General features: G+C 41.7%; 20 protein-coding genes. 12 read left to right on the top strand and 8 right to left on the bottom strand.

The features are described from left to right. Window positions 1–167 precede the first annotated feature (167 nt). The gene (gene ribA, locus FTU38_RS01060) at window positions 168–770 is read left to right on the top strand and encodes a GTP cyclohydrolase II (protein ID WP_180024333.1); all 603 of its coding nucleotides are present in this window, start codon (window positions 168–170) and stop codon (window positions 768–770) included. A gap of 94 nt (window positions 771–864) precedes the next feature. Here the strand turns inward: ribA and hemN are convergent, their stop codons facing one another. Next, on the bottom strand, window positions 865–2,238 hold the full coding sequence (gene hemN, locus FTU38_RS01065) for an oxygen-independent coproporphyrinogen III oxidase (protein WP_180110396.1): 1,374 nt from the start codon (window positions 2,236–2,238) through the stop codon (window positions 865–867). A 277-nt stretch (window positions 2,239–2,515) separates the two neighbouring features. On the opposite strand from hemN, the gene hemF reads away from it, so the two are divergent. From hemF to aroE, 3 genes are all read left to right on the top strand, one after another. Beyond that, a complete protein-coding gene (gene hemF / locus FTU38_RS01070; protein ID WP_180026069.1) occupies window positions 2,516–3,457 on the top strand; it encodes an oxygen-dependent coproporphyrinogen oxidase in 942 nt (313 codons plus the stop codon). Window positions 3,458–3,686: 229 nt separating this feature from the next. Then, a complete protein-coding gene (locus FTU38_RS01075; protein WP_078189308.1) occupies window positions 3,687–3,908 on the top strand; it encodes a hypothetical protein in 222 nt (73 codons plus the stop codon). Between the two features lie 102 nt (window positions 3,909–4,010). Beyond that, on the top strand, window positions 4,011–4,799 hold the full coding sequence (aroE, locus tag FTU38_RS01080) for a shikimate dehydrogenase (protein ID WP_180105608.1): 789 nt from the start codon (window positions 4,011–4,013) through the stop codon (window positions 4,797–4,799). Between the two features lie 86 nt (window positions 4,800–4,885). Here the strand turns inward: aroE and FTU38_RS01085 are convergent, their stop codons facing one another. Beyond that, the gene (locus tag FTU38_RS01085) at window positions 4,886–7,396 is read right to left on the bottom strand and encodes a hypothetical protein (protein WP_180110397.1); all 2,511 of its coding nucleotides are present in this window, start codon (window positions 7,394–7,396) and stop codon (window positions 4,886–4,888) included. Window positions 7,397–7,626: 230 nt separating this feature from the next. Between FTU38_RS01085 and FTU38_RS01090 the strand changes: the two genes are divergently transcribed. Further along, window positions 7,627–9,450, top strand: a complete 1,824-nt coding sequence (locus FTU38_RS01090) for an acyl-CoA dehydrogenase C-terminal domain-containing protein (RefSeq protein ID WP_180003419.1) — start codon at window positions 7,627–7,629, stop codon at window positions 9,448–9,450. A 342-nt stretch (window positions 9,451–9,792) separates the two neighbouring features. Further along, on the top strand, window positions 9,793–10,095 hold the full coding sequence (locus FTU38_RS01095; protein ID WP_180105610.1) for a hypothetical protein: 303 nt from the start codon (window positions 9,793–9,795) through the stop codon (window positions 10,093–10,095). A 42-nt stretch (window positions 10,096–10,137) separates the two neighbouring features. Here FTU38_RS01095 and FTU38_RS01100 read toward each other — a convergent pair whose 3' ends face one another. Then, window positions 10,138–10,470, bottom strand: coding sequence for a hypothetical protein (locus FTU38_RS01100; RefSeq protein WP_257225655.1), 333 nt, complete (start codon window positions 10,468–10,470; stop codon window positions 10,138–10,140). A gap of 212 nt (window positions 10,471–10,682) precedes the next feature. After that, entirely contained in the window at window positions 10,683–11,837 is a 1,155-nt protein-coding gene (hemW, locus tag FTU38_RS01105) for a radical SAM family heme chaperone HemW (protein WP_180110398.1), read from the bottom strand. 125 nt (window positions 11,838–11,962) lie between these two features. On the opposite strand from hemW, the gene FTU38_RS01110 reads away from it, so the two are divergent. From FTU38_RS01110 to FTU38_RS01120, 3 genes are all read left to right on the top strand, one after another. Then, window positions 11,963–12,421 (top strand): DMT family transporter, encoded by a 459-nt coding sequence (locus tag FTU38_RS01110; RefSeq protein ID WP_180064829.1) that lies wholly within the window; start codon window positions 11,963–11,965, stop codon window positions 12,419–12,421. Between the two features lie 41 nt (window positions 12,422–12,462). After that, complete coding sequence (locus FTU38_RS01115; RefSeq protein ID WP_373683960.1) at window positions 12,463–13,821, top strand: MATE family efflux transporter; 1,359 nt, start codon at window positions 12,463–12,465, stop codon at window positions 13,819–13,821. 439 nt (window positions 13,822–14,260) lie between these two features. Continuing rightward, entirely contained in the window at window positions 14,261–14,692 is a 432-nt protein-coding gene (locus FTU38_RS01120) for a hypothetical protein (RefSeq protein WP_180010500.1), read from the top strand. Here the strand turns inward: FTU38_RS01120 and FTU38_RS01125 are convergent. After that, window positions 14,689–14,901, bottom strand: coding sequence for a DUF1737 domain-containing protein (locus FTU38_RS01125; protein WP_180010499.1), 213 nt, complete (start codon window positions 14,899–14,901; stop codon window positions 14,689–14,691). The genes FTU38_RS01120 and FTU38_RS01125 overlap by 4 nt on opposite strands. A 201-nt stretch (window positions 14,902–15,102) precedes the next feature. On the opposite strand from FTU38_RS01125, the gene FTU38_RS01130 reads away from it, so the two are divergent. Both FTU38_RS01130 and FTU38_RS01135 read left to right on the top strand, forming a co-directional pair. Next, the gene (locus FTU38_RS01130; RefSeq protein ID WP_111884186.1) at window positions 15,103–16,401 is read left to right on the top strand and encodes an AarF/ABC1/UbiB kinase family protein; all 1,299 of its coding nucleotides are present in this window, start codon (window positions 15,103–15,105) and stop codon (window positions 16,399–16,401) included. Between the two features lie 104 nt (window positions 16,402–16,505). Continuing rightward, a complete protein-coding gene (locus tag FTU38_RS01135) occupies window positions 16,506–16,760 on the top strand; it encodes a type B 50S ribosomal protein L31 (protein WP_078189321.1) in 255 nt (84 codons plus the stop codon). A 120-nt stretch (window positions 16,761–16,880) separates the two neighbouring features. Here the strand turns inward: FTU38_RS01135 and crcB are convergent, their stop codons facing one another. After that, a complete protein-coding gene (gene crcB, locus FTU38_RS01140; protein ID WP_078189322.1) occupies window positions 16,881–17,264 on the bottom strand; it encodes a fluoride efflux transporter CrcB in 384 nt (127 codons plus the stop codon). Between the two features lie 168 nt (window positions 17,265–17,432). On the opposite strand from crcB, the gene FTU38_RS01145 reads away from it, so the two are divergent. Next, window positions 17,433–17,765, top strand: coding sequence for a HopJ type III effector protein (locus FTU38_RS01145; RefSeq protein WP_078192490.1), 333 nt, complete (start codon window positions 17,433–17,435; stop codon window positions 17,763–17,765). A gap of 89 nt (window positions 17,766–17,854) precedes the next feature. Here the strand turns inward: FTU38_RS01145 and FTU38_RS01150 are convergent, their stop codons facing one another. Both FTU38_RS01150 and FTU38_RS01155 read right to left on the bottom strand, forming a co-directional pair. Beyond that, entirely contained in the window at window positions 17,855–18,280 is a 426-nt protein-coding gene (locus tag FTU38_RS01150; RefSeq protein WP_257225656.1) for a protease inhibitor I42 family protein, read from the bottom strand. Between the two features lie 73 nt (window positions 18,281–18,353). Then, window positions 18,354–18,914, bottom strand: coding sequence for a hypothetical protein (locus FTU38_RS01155; RefSeq protein ID WP_180110399.1), 561 nt, complete (start codon window positions 18,912–18,914; stop codon window positions 18,354–18,356). Window positions 18,915–18,991 lie beyond the last annotated feature (77 nt).

Here is an 18,991-nt window from a genome sequence, read left to right on the forward strand (position 1 = left end):
TTGAATGAGTCAGATTATCCTGAATAATCTTCCTATTTATCAACTATTATCGTTCGCTTTATACAAAAAAGAAAATGTTCTGCATAAATTCGTCGTTGCAATTCTACCAATGTCCAAGCATTACGCTATACTTTAGCCAATTTATAATCGAATAAACGGGTTAAGCAGTGCCTATAGAATTTGTCGCAACGTCAAGATTACCGACCGCTTTTGGTGAATTCAATATTACGGTTTTTCAGGATCCTGAAACCGGTGAAGAACACGTCGCACTCTCTAAAGGACTAGAACAAGCTCCCACTGAACCTGTTTTAGTTCGTATCCACTCCGAATGCCTCACCGGTGATGCCTTCGCTTCACTCAAATGTGACTGTGGCCCACAGCTTCAAGCGACCCAAAAATTAATTAATGATGCAGGTCAAGGGGTGATTTTATATTTACGCCAAGAAGGTCGTGGTATTGGCTTGACCAATAAAATTCGTGCTTACGCCCTACAAGACCAAGGCCATGACACAGTCGATGCCAATTTATTATTGGATCTTCCTGCCGATGCACGTCGTTATGATATGTGTCCTATCATGTTGAATCATCTCAACATTACTGCGGTGCGTCTCATTACCAATAACCCGTTAAAAATTGAAGCGCTACAAGAGCAAGGCGTGAATGTCGTTGATCGCGTTCCGCTGACTGTGGGTTTAAATCCCTTTAACGAACAATATTTAAAAACCAAACATGATCGTATGTCGCATATGTATCAAAAGGACGATTTTTAAAAATCCTATAAATTCTCCATAAATTAATCCCTCCAAACCTCCCTTTACAAAAGGGAGGCTTCCCCCTCTTTATTAAAGAGGGGTTAGGGGAGATTCAAATCGTCATCGAAAAAATACGATTTTCAGGAACACGACGTTTTAATCGTAAATCAAAAGCCATGCAGATATTGCGAACAAAAGGCTTGCCTGCGTCACGCACCTGAATATGCTGATCAAAAATCTCGAGCAAGCCATCTTCTTGCATTTCAGCCAATTGCGCTAATACTTCATCAAGCTCAGGAAATTGCTTTTCTGGACCTGCCCAAGAAGTTTGGAAGGTACACATCAAATTCAGAATATGTTTACGGATAATCAAGTCTTCTTCAGTCAGCACATGACCTCGATAAACAGGAATTTGGTTTTGCTCTAAACGTGCATAATAGTCTTCAATTTTCTTTTCATTTTGTGCAAAGCTGTACCAACTATCACTGATCGAAGATAAGCCGAGACCAATCATCACTTGGGTTTTCGATGCGGTATAGCCCATAAAATTACGGTGCAAACTGCCCTGCTGAAAAGCTTGATACATCGGATCTTGGGTTAATGCAAAATGATCCATCCCAATTTCATGATAGCCCTGCGCCAGTAGCTGTTTTTTACCTTCTTCATAGCATTGACGCTTTAAATCATCTTTCGGGACATCGGCATCTTTAAAACCACGCTGACCATTGCCCTTAATCCACGGCACATGTGCATAGCTATAAAAGGCTAGACGATCTGGCATCAAACGAGTGGTCTGTTCAATGGTATGCAACACATCGTTTAAATCCTGAAATGGCAGACCAAAAACCAAATCATGTGAAATAGAGGTATAGCCAATATCACGTGCCCACTGTGTTACTTGTTCAACATGTGCAAAGGGCTGAATACGGTGGATGGCTTTTTGCACTTTTTCATTATAATCCTGCACCCCATAGCTCACGCGTCGAAACCCAACTTCGTACAAGGCTTGTAAATGCTCACGTGTGGTATTGTTCGGATGCCCTTCAAAACTAAATTCATGTGCATCAGCAATATCTGCCTGCGCTAAAATCCCTTGAATCAACTGGGTGAGATGCTCAGGAGAAAAGAAAGTAGGCGTTCCCCCGCCCAAATGAATTTCTTTAATTATTGGCCGGTCGACCAAGAGCTGACAATATAAGTCCCATTCTTTCAGCACCGCCTGAATATAAGGCAGCTCCATCTCATGTTTTTTCGTAACTTTTTTATGGCAACCACAAAACGTACATAAGCTTTCACAAAAGGGTAGATGGATGTACAGACTGATGCCTTCGCTGTGATTAGTCTCATCAAATGAACGCTTCAATCCCTGTTTCCACTGTTGCAATGAAAATTCAGCTTCCTCCCAATACGGCACGGTTGGATAACTGGTATAGCGTGGACCTGGTACATTGTATTTTTGAATTAAAGAACTCGCCTGCTGAGACATCGATGCACCATTTCAATCAATGAGATTCAATTTAAATCTACCTGATGATTATTGTGCTGAGCTTCAGATGTGAATTCAACCTAGCAAATTTGTCGGAATAGGCTCAATTTCAGCCGGAGCAATTGCTGCTAACTTTGCATGATCTTTTGGTTTAATCACTAGATATCTAGATTTAAAGCAAAGATCCGATGCTGAGTATCGGGAAAAATGCCTTAAGTTTTCACCTAATTTATGCTTTGATGACACTTATCTTTAAATTATTTTAATAAAGGTCACCATGCAGAATCCAACTTCAGCCGATATTCAACGTGTAGATGAATTCCTTCGCGATTTACAGGCACGGATTTGTGCCGCATTGGAACAGCAAGAACGTGCTGGTGGCGGAAGTGCCGAATTTGCGATCGATGACTGGGAGCGCCCTGAAGGTGGTGGTGGTCGCTCACGTGTTCTACAAAATGGGACGGTGATTGAAAAAGGTGGTGTGATGTTCTCGCACATCAACATTTCAAAATTACCTGCCTCAGCGACTGAACGCCATCCCGCTATTGCAGGTGCAAAAGCGCAAGCCATGGGCGTGTCATTGGTAATTCACCCGAAAAACCCCAACGTCCCAACCTCACATGCCAATGTGCGTTTATTTGTCGCGGAAAAAGAAGGACAAGATCCGATTTGGTGGTTTGGCGGTGGTTTTGACCTCACTCCATTTTATCCAAATGATGAAGATGTCTTGTCTTGGCATCAAACTGCCCATGATCTTTGTGCCCCATTTAGCGATACGCTCTATGATGAACATAAGAAATGGTGTGATGACTATTTCTATCTCAAACACCGTGATGAACAACGTGGTGTGGGTGGTTTATTCTTTGATGATCTCAACCAATGGGACTTTGAAACCTGTTTCAAATATATGCAGGCCGTCGGTAATGGTTATTTAGAGGCAATTTTACCGATCTTCCAAAGAAACCAAGACAAAGCCTATACCGAAGCACAACGAGACTTCCAACTTTACCGTCGTGGTCGTTACGTTGAATATAACCTTGTCTATGACCGTGGCACCTTATTTGGTTTACAAACTGGTGGGCGTATTGAATCCATTTTAGTAAGTATGCCACCTTTGGCGGGCTGGTCATATCGTCCTGAATGGGAAGAACATTCTGCCGAGAAAAAACTCACCGACTTTTATTTAAAACCGCAAGATTGGCTGAATACGCTGAAATAAAACCGATAAACATGTATTCGCCCCTGTCCGTCAGGGGCTTTTTATTACCTGATGATTAGAGTATTCATTTGTATGTAATATCTTGATGCATAAATAAATTTTTTAAGCATTTACTTTGTAATCAGATTGCTCAACAATGACACATCTTTTAAACAGCTTTAAGCTATGTCATTGCACAATGTGTCAATAAACTTATGGCTGTAACTTTCTTGTACGGAGTACAACGCACATGACACATCAAACACTCAATAAAAAAGCAGTCAGTCTTACTGCCTTGGTGTTTTGGAGCTTTGCTGTTGTGCTGATCAGCGCTATCAGTACCAATATTTTTTCCGAAACGTCTTTGAATGATAATTTGGCCATTGGCTTCATGGTCGTTGCCTTGATTGGTCTAGTCATCAGTGCTGCGAGCATCTTGATTCAAAGCGTCTTAGATATTTGTAATCCTTAATTTTCCGCCTTTATTTCACGATTTTAAGACTGCCCGAACTTTAGCCATCTTCGGTTTTGGCGTATATTGTCTGCTCTTTCACATCTACATGGACGCTGTGCAATGAGCAAACAATTTGCCGTGATTGGCAACCCGATTGAACAATCACGCTCACCTGAACTTCATCATGCCTTCGCTGAAAAAACAGGCCTCGACATTCAGTACAGCAAACGACTTGCGCCACTCGATGGTTTTCAGCACAGTGTCGAATCCTTCTTTGCCGAAGGTGGTATCGGTATGAATGTCACTGTTCCGTTTAAAGAACAAGCGTATGCACAATGTACCGTGCTTACTGAACGTGCCAAAATTGCAGGTGCGGTCAATACACTTTGGATGCAAGATGGCGTACTCCATGGCGATAATACCGATGGACAAGGCCTAGTCGATGCCATCCGTGCCTTAGATTGGAATCTAGAACAGAGCGATATATTGATCATTGGTGCAGGCGGTGCGACACGTGGCGTGATTTACCCACTGGTACAAGCTGGGGCCAAAAAAATCGTGATTGCCAACCGTACTTTAGCGCGTGCTGAACAATTGGTCGCTGACTTAAAAACTGCTGTACCGAATGCTGAACTTGCAGCCATTGCCCTCGCCGACTTAGCAGGTCAATTTGATCTGGTGATTAACGCAACATCGGCCAGTTTAACGGGTGATGCACTGATTTTGCCTGAAGCTTTACAATTTACACATGCTTATGAAATGGCCTATGGCAAACCGTCGACATTTTTGGATCAAGCCAAAGCACGCCATGTTCCAACCTCAGAAGGTTTTGGCATGTTGGTTGGTCAAGCGATTGAATCTTTTTCCATTTGGAATGGCGTCAAACCTGATCTAAAAGACTTTCTATAATTCAAAATGATTTGCTCAATTCACTTTCTGAGCAGTCGAAACACCTAAAAAAAGAACCTCAATTGAGGTTCTTTTTTTGATCCAACTTAGTTCTTGTGTTTTTGTATCGCCTTATAGGTCTCATAATAAGCCGATTGGCTGAACAACTCTTCGTGTTCTGCTGCTAGGCCTTGCAATGACGCTTCTGATAATTTTCCTTTGATATCATCAGCAAAGGCTTGCGCATAGATTTTTGATGCTTTCACCAAATGCGCTTTTTCAGTTCCTTCCAGTTCATAACTGGCTAAAAAGTTTTGTTGATATAAATGTGCAAAAATCGCCTGATCAGTCTTATAAGTTTTTTGCAATTGTTTCCACTCAACCTGAGCTTTGTACTCACCAATCCCCGACTGCACATAATGATTGACTGAAGAACCTAAGTCATCAAAGTCTTGATAGCGATGCAAAGCATGCTTATCACGTAATTGATTTAAACGTTTCAGCGCATTGCCTGTTGGCTCTTTTAAGCCATCAACAAATCGATACGCATAAACTTCTGCAATTTCATTCAAATCATTGGCTGAGTAATAACGCACATACTGAGCGCGATAGTTAGCAAATGCCACGACAAATGCCGCTTGATAGGCTTTCACTTCAGATTGATGACGTTTATAACTTTGCAATGCCACAGTACTGAGATATTCAGGAAGTTCGATTTCTTCATTTACAGCACGGACATCATCGACCGATGCAGTTTCTGCTTCAGCAAGCAGAGGATCATTTCCCGTGATTGGCGCAAGCAGGCCTTTCAACATATTTTCAAAGAGTGAATCTTTACTGACTTCCTCAATGGATTTTGCCTGTTTCATGGCTTGACGATCAATTTTAGTCGCATTGCCATAATTCAAGATTTGGTTGCTACTTTTCAGCTTTAATTGACCAAGACGTGGCTCATTAAAGGCCAATTGATAGTCCATTACTTGGACGCGGCCTTTGTGATCTAAGCCTACATCCATCACGACATTCGAAGATGCTTTATCCTCTGCATTCAGCACCTGCGCAATTTCAGCTTGATGCTTTTGCCATAATTGCTGGAATTGTTTTACATCGACAAGTTGTTCACTTTGATATTGCTGGAATACTGGTTTTAACTGCTCAACAGCGTCCGCAATCTCAGAATCTGTATTGGATGCGTCCGCAGCAGAGGCCGATGGTACAGAATCTTCTTGCAGTGGTATCACCCGAACATCTTGATAATCCTGACACAATGTGATTTTACCAATCGGCACCTGTTTGGTGTTTATCAAGGCCTGACAGACTTCCTCAGATAAGTTCGCTGTTTCATCATCTTCCTCAGAAGCCGCATAAACTTCGGTTACTTCAGTATCCGAACTATAGGCTTCTTCGTCATCACCCGCGGTTGCCTCCGCATATGCACTTGCAGTATCAATCGCCTCTTCAGCAGATTCAGCGGCAGAAGACGTTTGTTCGTCTTCCGTTTCGTGTTGGTGATACATCAGGCCATGCATTTTCGCATTGAGCAGCTCATTCACACGTTCTACAGATGCATAAGCCGCATCATAGTCTTCATCCTCAGCTGCTGCCGCTACTGCAGTCCCTCCCGCCGCTTCAGCCGCAGCCATCGCCTCTTCGGAAGCACTGAGATGCGCAGCAGCGTCCACAGATTCATCTTGCTCAGCGTCACTATTGCGCTGACCTTTGATTTGCGTGGTGTAATAGTTGGCGTTCACAAAATCAAAAAGTTCAAGCTGGGTGTAAAGCGCATCGAGATCACCCACATAGCGGATTTTTTTAGTCAGCCCTGCATTTTTTTCATCACGTGTTAAAGCAATATTTTGCACTTGATTCGGCTCTGCCAAGACATAGGGCAAAGCATTCATCTGTTTTAAATAGTCAGCAAATTTTTTCAAATCGTACTGAGCAATCGTCTCTTTATGTTTTGAAAAATCCACATAAGCCAAGCTGCTTTGGCTTTCGCGATTCACCATAAAAGGCATGAACGCAAAGTAGTTGGTATAAAATTTATGTTGATTAAAATCAATGATCATCGGCAACTGTGCATTCACCTGCAAGGTCGGTTTTTGATAACTCAATTGCAAGGTTAAGGCAGCAAGTTTTTCTCTAAAATGTACTGAACCGCTATAGCTAAACTGTAAATCATTCAATACATTCAGCAGTGATTGAGCAATTTTAGATTGCGGAGAAACGCCATCCTCTTCATCGCTATAGCGCACTGATGGTGGGATCGATTCATTGGCAATGGCTTGATAGAGCTGTTTCTTTTCTTTTTGGCTAAACGGAATATTTTGGGTTTTAATCAACTGATCCAGTTGTTTTTTAAGTTTAGGATCCAGCTCTGGCTGTGTGCTTATCGCAGGCTTTGACTTGGTTTCAGGCTTTTTTTCATCGAACTGAAGATCTGTCTGAATTGAAAATTGCCCTTTCATGTCATAACTGGCATTTTCAAACATTGCGTTTAAGCCTTGAGTGGCTTGTTGCCCGAGAGACTGATCCGTTGAATTGGTTTTTATGACATGTTGAGCACACCCAGTAATACTCAAACCCAGTAAACAAAGTGTTATATATTTTAATCGCATAATTGTACGAAAGACCTAAGTTCTTTATGATTTATTAAAAGAAAAAAATGATCAAAAGATCAACATCAAGTCTATCAGAAGTTTATTTTTCACATGTTGGTTAAATATTACAATTCGCCTTTCTGACATTTTTTAAGGGCGTATTCATCAATGTTTTTTAGATGAAATTATGAATAATCAAATCATCAATACAGATAATCCAAAAAAATTTAGATATTAGGATTAAGACTATGCCTGCATATAAAGCGCCTTTACACGATATTCGTTTCTTAATGAATGAAGTGCTCGATTACCCAGCACATTACAAAACTTTGTCTAATGGTGAAGCTGCTGATGCAGACACTGTCGACATGATTTTAGAAGGTGCAGCGGATTTTTGTGAAAACATCCTTTCGCCTTTGAACCAAACGGGTGATGAAGAAGGCTGTCATTTTGAAAATGGTGATGTGAAAACACCAAAAGGGTTTAAAGAAGCCTATGACCAATTTGTACAGGGTGGCTGGCAAGGTCTGTCTTTCCCTGAAGAATTTGGCGGTCAAAACTTGCCACAGTCGTTGAATCTCATCAAATCTGAAATGATGGGTACAGCGAACTGGTCATTCCAAATGTATCCAGGTCTCAGCGTAGGTTGTATCAACACCATTCTACAATTTGGTTCAGAAGAACAGAAAAACCAATATTTACCGAATCTTGTTGCTGGAACTTGGTCAGGCACCATGTGCTTAACTGAACCTCAATGCGGTACCGACTTAGGTCAGGTAAAAACCAAAGCGGAACCTCAAGCTGATGGTAGCTATGCAATTTCTGGTACAAAAATCTTCATCTCTGCGGGTGAGCATGATTTAACAGAGAACATCGTACATATCGTTCTTGCACGTCTTCCAGATGCACCTGCAGGTACTAAAGGCATTTCATTATTCATCGTTCCAAAATTCCTTGTGAATGCAGATGGTACTGTGGGCGAACGCAATCCTGTAACGTGTGGTTCGATTGAACACAAAATGGGGATCCGTGCTTCGGCAACAGCTGTGCTGAACTTTGATAATGCCATTGGCTACTTGATCGGTGAAAAACACAAAGGCCTACACGCAATGTTCACCTTTATGAACACTGCACGTATTGGTACAGCGATCCAAGGCATTGCACATGCTGAATTGGCATTCCAAGGCGCTCTTCCATATGCCAAAGAACGTATGTCTATGCGCGCACTTTCAGGTAAAAAAGATCCTGAAAAGGTAGCCGATGCGATTATTCACCATGCAGACGTACGTCGTATGCTTTTAACTCAAAAAGCGATCGCTGAAGGCGGCCGTTCAATGATTTACTATGCAGCTCAAATTGCGGACAAAATGACTGATGCTTTAACCCGCGGTGATACAGCAGCGTTTGAAGCACATGATGACCACTTAGGCTTCTACACACCGATTCTCAAAGGTTTCCTAACCGAAATGGGTTATGAAGCTGCAAACCATGGTATGCAAGTATACGGCGGTCATGGTTATATTAAAGAATGGGGCATGGAACAAATTGTTCGTGACTCACGTATCTCTACTCTCTACGAAGGCACAACAGGCGTTCAAGCACTAGACTTGATTGGTCGTAAAGTTCTGTTGACCTCTAAAGGTAAAGTGATTCGTGACTACACAGCTGAAATCTTGAAGTTCTGTGGTCAACATGCACGTAACAAATACATGCGTCGTTTTGCGTGGGACTTAACGAAGCTTTGCGCACAGTGGAATGCATTAACGGTTCGTATCATGCTTGCAGCACGTAAAGACCGTGACATCGTATCTTCTGCTTCTGTCGATTTCTTAATGTTCTCTGGCTACGTGATGATGGCTTATTTCTGGGCACAACAAGCTGCCGTAGCTTCTGAAAAATTAGCAGAAGGCAATGGTGCAGAAGTTCCTGAGTTCTATAAAGCAAAAATCAAAGTGGCTGACTTCTACTTTGAACGTCTATTACCACGCTCACAAGGTCACGCTGAAGCAATGGTTAACCCATCGAAGACCATGACTTCTTTGGCTCCTGAACACTTTAGCTTTGACTACTAAGCTTTAAACCGAGTTAAATGACTCTATAAAAAGACCGCTTCGGCGGTCTTTTTTGTCTTCTCTTTTAATTTTGATCTATAGGAATTACGAGTAGTATTCTTAATTTCTTCATGAGGTAATAACAATGTATAAAGATGAACTTTATATGGAGAAATATTGTTGTATTTTTCAACAAAAATAGAACACCTTATCGCTAAAACATAATTTTATTTAATAAATATTAAATACTTAAAGTAAATTTAACTCCATAATTTTAGCTTTACATTTGTATCTCATACAACTTCATATCTTCTGCATAGCCTCCCCCTATGATGACTTCATTGATTCATAGAGAGCGTAACCATGAAAAAATTGATGTCTTCATTAATGATTGGTCTGATTGCAACAACTGCGACAATGTCTGCAATGGCAGCGCCTGCATTCGATCATAAAAATCCGCTACCTGCTGCACACTTCGATAAAAAACCTGTACCGCCTAAAGCAACACATCACAAACCTGCTGGGCCGCAAATGGTGAAAAAAGAGCATCAACAAGCTCATGCAAAATTTGCCAAACAAAATCATAAGGCAGTAGCTTTTAAAGGCAATCAACACAAACCTGTTTCGCAGCATAAATTACCGCCAATGCCACCGAAACATCGTTAAGCTAAATTAAAAAAAGACCGCTCATGCGGTCTTTTTTAATATTTACTTTGCTTTATCAGCAATAAATTCTTTAATCTCTATGGGTTTATCTTTTACCAACTCAACAGTGCCTTCATTCACACCATTAAAGTTCTTAAAGTGAATTGAAACACCTTGGTCGTTGGCAAGTCGTACACCACTTCCTGAAACTCCTCGTTTCAATTCATACACACGATCAGAATTATCAGTCAATTGTGCGGTTTCAAAATTATCTTTGGTTTTTAACTCAAGGCTAAGATCTTGTGGCCCTGTAAAGTGAATCACTTGCTCATCTTGAGATACTGCAACATCGTTTGTTTGTTTGTGCAGTTGCGGTCGTTGCCTCTGTTGCAACATTTTGTTCTGATGGTGCTTTTTTATCGGTGCAACCCACCAAAGCTATAGTTAATAACGTCGCAGTTAAAATATATTTCATTTTCTGAAGTTCCTTTATGCCATGTAAATTCAATTATCAACTGAATAATTTCATACACATTCTGCAAATTACATTCGGAATATGAAAAATTACTTGTCGCTCAAATTTTAAAACAAGTTTGATATAGCTTTCATTACAGGAATTCTTCCAATACTGAATTTAAAAAGATATGTCCCTGCTCGGTACAAGACAAAAGTGTTGGATCACTGACCATCAATTTACGTTCACGTAATGAGTTCAATAACTCGGCAATCGGCTCTAAACTTTCCCCTGTACGCTCGCTATATAGCTTGGCTTCCACCCCATGATTTAAACGAAGTGCATTCATCATAAATTCAAAAGGCATGTCGGCTGCTTCGATGCGCTTAAACTGAAGATGTTCAGCAGGTACTTTGGCTAAATAGTCTTTCGGCAATCGGGTTTTTTGGAAACGATACACCCCGTCTGGCATGGTCACTTTACCATGCGCGCCTGCGCCAATCGCCAAATAATCGCCAAACTGCCAGTAATTTAAATTGTGTGCCGACGGCTTTTCTTTACGCCATGCCGACACTTCATAATTGATAAAGCCTTGCGCTGTTAAATAGGCTTCGCCCTGCGCTTGAATCTCTTCAAGCACATCATCGACAGGCAGAATCGGCTGGGTGCGGAAAAAGACCGTATTCGGCTCAATCGTCAACTGATACCACGACACATGTGTTGCGCCATTTTCCACAGCCAATTTCAAATCCAAAAGCGCTTGCTCAATCGCTTGTTCAGGCAGGCCATGCATCAAATCGACATTCACCCGTTCAAAACCTGCTTCCCGTGCATGCTGAATGGCAGAAATGGCATCGTCATTCGAGTGAATCCGACCCAGTTTTTTCAGTTGCTCGGTATTAAAACTCTGCACACCGATAGATAAACGATTAATCCCTGCCTCTAAATAACCTGAAAAAGGATCGTGCTCAACCGTACCGGGATTGGCTTCCAAGGTAATTTCACAGCCCTTTTCAAATGGCACCAATGCTTTGAGCTGAGTAAATAACCATTGATAACCTTGGGCAGAAATCAAAGATGGTGTACCGCCACCAATAAATACACTATGAATCAGGCGGCCCTGAGCAAAATCGACTTGGGTTTTAAAGTCTTCAACCAACGCCTGTAAATATTCTTGTTCTAAGTCCAGAGACAATTCACCATTCGGCACCGCATGCGAATTAAAGTCACAGTATGGACATTTACGCACACACCACGGCATGTGAATGTATAAAGACAAAGGAACGAGTGCAGGATTTAATTCAGCCAAGGAGATTGCTCAAAATGCGTTGAAGAATACTGTTTATTTTAACATGACTGCATCAGAGTGCTTGTGAAAACTCTGATCGAATACAGTAGACTGATCATATTAAAAAAGAATTTGCTGATAACAAGATGAAAATAAGCAGCCATTTATTGTACTTACTGCCGCTCGCGATGGGTATTGGCATCGCCATGACCATTCAAACAGCGATCAACAGCCAATTGCGTGAATATTTATATTCACCGCTGCAAGCTGCCCTTTTTTCTTTTTTGGTTGGTACAATAGTCCTCGCCTTTATGGTGTTTTTTCAATCGGCCGAAAAACCGGACTTTGCAAGTTTTGCTCAAATCCCTTGGTATTTATGGTTGGGGGGATTTTTGGGTGTTTATGCCATCAGTATCAGTATTTATACCGCACCGAAACTGGGTTTTTTATCCCTCTCCGGTCTGATTATTTTTGGACAGATCTTAATGTCGATGGTATTTGACCATTTTGGCTTGCTCGGCACTGAAAAAACCCCGATTAACTGGCAACGCTTATTGGGTGGCGTGGTGATTTTTATTGGTGTGCTTCTCACTTTCCAACGCTAAGACCTCATTCCTAAGCACCTCACAAGAAATGAGTACATTCTGTGTCTACTGTCACGGCTGTAACAAGCAGCAAGTATGAATTAAAACAACTGTTTCATTTAATGATCCCGATATTGATCACGCAGTTTGCGCAAGCGGGATTTGGTCTCATTGATACCATCATGGCTGGACACATGTCCGCCAATGACCTTGCAGCCATTGCGGTCGGGGTCGGCTTATGGATACCAGTCATGCTGCTGTTCAGCGGCATTATGATTGCCACCACCCCATTGGTTGCCGAAGCCAATGGTGCTCGGACGCCTGAAAAAATTGCCACCATCGCCCGTCAGTCTTTGTGGGTTGCGTTGTTTCTTGGCATTATCGCTGCACTGGTTTTACAGGCAATGCCGCTTTTACTTCCTGTACTTGGTGTACCTGAGGCCTTGCTTCCCAAAGCCAGTTTATTTCTACATGCGATTAGTTTAGGTATGCCTGCTGTCACCATGTACGCAGCTTTACGTGGTTACTCAGAAGCATTGGGGCATCCGCGTCCAGTCACTGTGCTGAGTCTGCTGGCCTTATTGGTGTTAATTCCACTGAACTTTATTTTTATGTATGGTTTAGGCCCAGTCCCTGAACTGGGTTCAGCAGGATGTGGTTTTGCCACCGCGATTTTGCAATGGTTAATGTTCTTTGCTTTGGCGATGTACGTTTTCAAAGGATCGGCCTATCAAAAAACCCAACCTTTCGCTGCTTTTGAAAAAATGAACAGTGAATGGATCAAACGTATTTTAAAACTCGGCTTTCCGATTGGCTTAGCCATTTTCTTTGAAGTCAGTATTTTTAGTACAGCCGCTATTGTGTTGAGTCCCTTAGGCGAAGTTACCATTGCAGCGCATCAAGTCGCCATTTCGATTACCTCGCAATTGTTTATGATTCCCATGTCACTGGCGATTGCGCTGACCATTCGGGTCGGTACCTATTATGGGGAAAAGAACTGGCTGGCTATGCGAAAAGTCCAGAAAATCGGTATGTTGACAGGGACGGTATTTGCCCTGATTACCATGTTGCTGCTTTGGCTTTTACGTAATGAAATTGTGTCACTCTATACCAATGACTATGATGTGACTCAGCTTGCCGTGTATTTGGTCTTGTTCGCGATTGCCTATCAGTTGATGGACGCATGGCAAGTCAGTGCCGCAGGGTGTTTACGCGGCATGCAAGACACTAAAGGGCCGATGTGGATCACCATGATCGCGTATTGGATCATTGCCTTCCCTGTCGGGATCTATCTTGCACGCTTCACTACGACTGGTGCTGCAGGCGTTTGGATTGGCCTGATTGTAGGTCTGACTGTCGCATGTACACTGCTACTTACGCGTTTATTTATGATGAATAAACGTTTAGCACATGCGGGATAAGCCCTAAAAAATCATCTAAAAAGTTACTTAACTGATGTTACGCACATAAAAGTAATTTTGCATTTTTAAAATGATTTTTAATTTTATTCGACGGAGTCTTACATCTTAGGGATTGAATAACGGGATTAGCCTTCGGCTGGAGGTATTTTTGTTTCGGCAAAAGTACCCAAAACCATTGTCATCCGCAAAACTCGTTCACCAGCGTGTAATTATTCAAAGTCACGCAAAAACATTTTTGATTAGAAGTAGTCCTGTCTCAAACACTTGCGGATGACGTTACCGCGTATCGTTCTTTTATTTGAATCAAATGGCGCTTCTGATGTTACTACGTAACATCAGTTACTTAAAAAAGACGGCTACGCTATGCAGAAGATTAATGCAAATTAACACTCTGCATAGCAACGCCATAAATAAAAATACGAAGAAGAGGAAAATAAACATGTCCCATGTATTTCGCTCGATTAGTCTCTGTCTGAGCTTAGGCTTTTCCATGTCACTACAAGCTGAACAAACGATCAACCGACATGAATTTCCTTTATATCACGCACCCATCAAAGTCCAATCACAACCCGAATTTGATTACATCAATCAAGCACTTTGGACAGCCTTTCGCTTTTATCATGAACAACAGGCGGACTCATATACCGCACGTTTAAAATTAAGTTGTCAGCAGTCTGGTATGGCGTATACCTATCAGGACTTCATCAAGGCCAATCAAAAGTTTGCCTCTGCGGATGATCAGGATTTTATCGTGACGCAAAACCTCATCACCTTGAATGAAAATTTACACCATAACCAATGCAGTAAATATCTCAGTCCACATTTAGAACTGGAAAAAACTGAATCGAGCGAAGCAGCAAAAACCAACTAATTAAGCGCCTCGATGGCATTTTTTAAACTTTGTGGCACTTGGCTGTCGTCCTCTACGTCTTTCACGATCGCCTGCCCGACAATCACCTCTGTCCCATTAAAACTCATGGTCGGTGATCCATACAATTCATAGCCTTCATTTAAAGCTTTGGTCACACGGGCACAGAAATTGACATCATCTTTACCGGTTAAATAGCGATACACTTTCATCGTTCAGTTCTCTTCTAGCGACGCGATATTTTAAACCATTCAGCACGTGGCTTAAATTTGCCTGAATTATTTTCAGTATTTACATTTTTGCCCATCATTTTATCAATGCAAATAAAGTCTTAACAATTTAAAGTAGGCAGTTTGTGTTTTGTCGCCTATGATCGGTATTAGATAATAAATGATGATCTTGAGGAACATCACATGGCAAAAACGGCTAGCACACCGGGTCGTCGCTTTATGAAACTTGCCAGTATGACGGCAAGCATTGCTACTAAAACCGTTTCCAATTCCATCCGCAATATCACTGCCGATGAAGAACAGAAAAATGCATCTCGCAGTAAACTTTTTCAGGACATCGGTCTGCAAATTGCAGACACTTTGGGTGAAATGAAGGGTGCGGTGATGAAAGTCGGACAAATTGCCTCGCAGTACAAAGACATTTTTCCACCTGAAGTCGCAAAAGCGATCAGTAAATTACAACGCCAAGCGCCAGCCATGCCTTTTGCTGAAATTAAGGCTCAAGTAGAACAAGAACTCGGCAAACCCCTCGCGCAAATTTTTAAAAGTTTTGAAGAACAACCTTTTGCCGCTGCATCCATTGGGCAGGTGCATAAAGCCGTGTTACCCAATGGTCAGCAGGTGGTGGTGAAAGTGCAATATCCGGGTGTCGAAGAAGCCTGTGAAAGTGATTTAAAACAAGTTCGCCTTGCACTTCGTCTGATGGGCGTATTGAAAATTGATCGGAAGTTACAAGACAAGCTATTTCGTGAAATTCAGGACAGTTTGGACAACGAACTAAACTATGAAATTGAAGCACAAAACTTAGATGTGGCCCGTGCTTTTCATAGTGCGCTGGATGACAAAATCATTATTCCACAGGTCTATAAAGATTATTCTTCACGTCATATATTGACTTTAAGTCTAGAGCTTGGCGACAGTATAGAAACTGCCAGCACATGGTCACAAGAAACACGAAATGCCTTGGGAAGACGGTTATTCCGTGCCATTGGCCGTGAAATTTTCTTCCTTAAACGTTTCCACTGTGACCCACATCCGGGCAACTTCGCCTTTCGTGAAGATGGTTCAGTCATCGTGTATGACTACGGCGGTGTGAAAACCCTGTCTCCTGAAATCGTGTCACACTTTAAGCAATTGATTAATGCTGCACGCAAGCACGATATTCCACTGATGGAACAGCAACTCGATGCCCTACATTCCCTCAATGAACTCGGTAAATTCCCTGCGGAGTTGTATGAACAATGGCTTGAAGTACTGATGCGTCCACTGACCACACAATACGACTTTGCTGAAAACTCAGCGCACCATGACGGGGTAGAATTAATTAAGCCATCTCTTAAATACTGGGATGTGTTTAAACCGTCACCGGATACCTTGATGGTGAACCGGACTGTTTCAGGGCATTATTGGAATTTGATTCATTTGAAAGTGAATGACAATCTCAATGATCTCTTTGATGAGTTGGTCCCACCTAGCGCTTAAGGGAACATGAAGCGCTGATTGCCTGATGAATTTCGGGCAATATTTGCATTTTTAATTGTTATGTTATAACATTTCTTTAATCAATAAATTTAAGGAACAGAAGAATGCGTGCCAACATCCATCCCGAATACCGTGAAGTGCTCTTTCATGACACCAATGCCAATGCCTTTTTTGTGATTGGCAGTACTTTAAGTACCAATCAAACCAAAGAGTTTGAAGGCAAGACTTATCCGTATGTGACACTCGATATCTCAAGTGCATCACACCCTTTTTATACAGGTGAACAACGTCAAGTGAATAATGAAGGACGTATTGCGAACTTTAATAAACGCTTTGCGCGTTTCAAACGCTCACAATAAGTTCAGTTTCGATTAAGTTTTTGCTTTTAAAATTAAAGCATTGAAGAAGTTCAGGGTTCCCCTCCTCCAGCCTGAACTTCTTTTTTTATGTCTGAAATTTTGAGGTTTTCAAGCGTTGTTTTAAACATCTATTTTTAAAATCGACTGAAATAAGTAATATCCCAGCCCCAATACGATGACACCAATCACCACACTGGAAATGGCATAACTAAATGCCAGCCCACTTTGCCCTTGTCTGAGCAGTTGAAAGGTTTCTAAGCCAAAACTGGAAAATGTGGTAAAGCCACCTAAGATCCCGACCATAAGCAATAAGCGTGCTTCATTTTGTAGAACTGGATATTTTTGGCTAAATGCAAAGAACACACCTGCACAAAAGCAACCTAAAATATTCACCCACCATGTTGCCCATGGAAAGAGCACGGTTGGCTTGGCCAATAACAGTCCTGCTGCATAGCGAAGTGTTGCTCCAATTGCGCCGCCACATGCGACCAAAAGCCAGTTCATATTTGTCCTACTTCAACATCATTGGTATCTACAATTTAGGCAACAGACTGCCTAAGGTCGCCCTTCAATATACACGCATTTAATTTACGCAAATAGTGTTAAATGTTTGGGCCAAAGCTTGCTATAGTCTGCAACACTTTGCGGTATTTTTTATTGAAAGAGGACATTATGGCTCAGGAATTATTAGATCAACTTCAAGCAGGGACTGCGAAGTTTTCAGATGTGATTGCATTTATTGAAGCGCGTTATAACCACACACCAACCGCTTTTACCAATGGCAAACAAGCCAATGCAGCGACTGAAAACCAAGGCAGTGCCAAAGTATTTTCTTTTGCCCAATTGAATGGTCTAAACCAAGCTGAAACCTTAAGTCTTTTTGCTGAACACTATGCTGCTGTATTGGCAACACCAGACGCAACTGACCACCAAAACATTCGCCAATTTATGCAAAATGGTTGGGAAGGTATTCAATTTGATGGTCAAGCGCTCAGCGCGAAATAATGCCTAGATAGACGTTCTAAATCAGTTCGTCTGCAATAAAAAAAGCCAGTACAAATACTGGCTTTTTTATCGTTCATCATTGGTTCAAATCAAGATACTCGAACTCTGCAAGTCCATTCAGCCATCGCGGTTTTTTCCCAAGCTCGTGCATGCTTCAAATGTAGTAATTCTTCACCCGCAGTCGTTGCGGTAAAACGATAAGTTTTTTGACCGCCTCCGCCTAGTACTGGTGTCGTATCCGCATCAGCTTGCTGTTGAGCTGACTGAAACACTTCTTCAACTTTAAAAAGTTTCGGTTGCTCAGCCAAAGACCATACATACCCAGTACTTGGATTTTCGTTTAACAGCACTTCCAAAGTCTGTCCACGATCCATCTCAAGCAAAGTCGGACAACTTTGCTGTTCAGTAAATACATGGGTTTTCCCATCTACAGTTGAACTCATACTGGTACATCCACCAAGTGCCAAACCACTCGCCATCATTAGACTCAAAATAAACTTTTTCTTTATCGTCATTTTCATCATCAAATTATTTTACCTTGAATCTAATGCACACCGATTTCAAATACGATCTCGATGCAATCGAAGTTTAGCCTTTAACTTTTTCAATCCACTGAATCGAATTGACACGAAAAACTTCACAAGCCCCATCACCCGTGTCTGTTGGGGTCAAAGATGAAGTCCAAACCAAATCTTTGTCTTTCACCTCAACCAAATCCCCTTTTAAACGCACAAGATCACCACGTTTTACTTGAGTAATTTGTTTCGCAATTTGCGGGTTTGCAGGAATGATGTGCATATTCGACACCATCATCATGGCTTGTTTTTGCGGTACAGGAACACGATCCATTTTCCAATTTAAGAAACGGTCATATTGATTGACTGAAATCGTACGAGCTATTTCTGGCTCTGCAAATAAGCCCCAACTGACCGCATAATCGATCGGAGAAAATTTTGCTTGTTCATCTGTTTGATAGGTTTTTGAACCTAAAATTCGGAAATCCCCTTTAAATTCTTTCAAGGTAGAAATCGACTGGCCTTTGGCAGCAGGTGCTAAGCCTTTGGCAATATTATAATCTGAAGACGCTTGGACACCGACATTCAATAAAAAGCCTGCAAGCACAGTACTTAATGCAATTCGCTTGATCATCGCGTTATCCTCTTACCCTGTAATACTTCACATTACTCAATTTGCATTCTGCAATTGAGCCGATTTCATCTATTCAT

Source organism: Acinetobacter sp. YH12098, from assembly GCF_013419235.1.
Lineage (GTDB): Bacteria > Pseudomonadota > Gammaproteobacteria > Pseudomonadales > Moraxellaceae > Acinetobacter > Acinetobacter amyesii.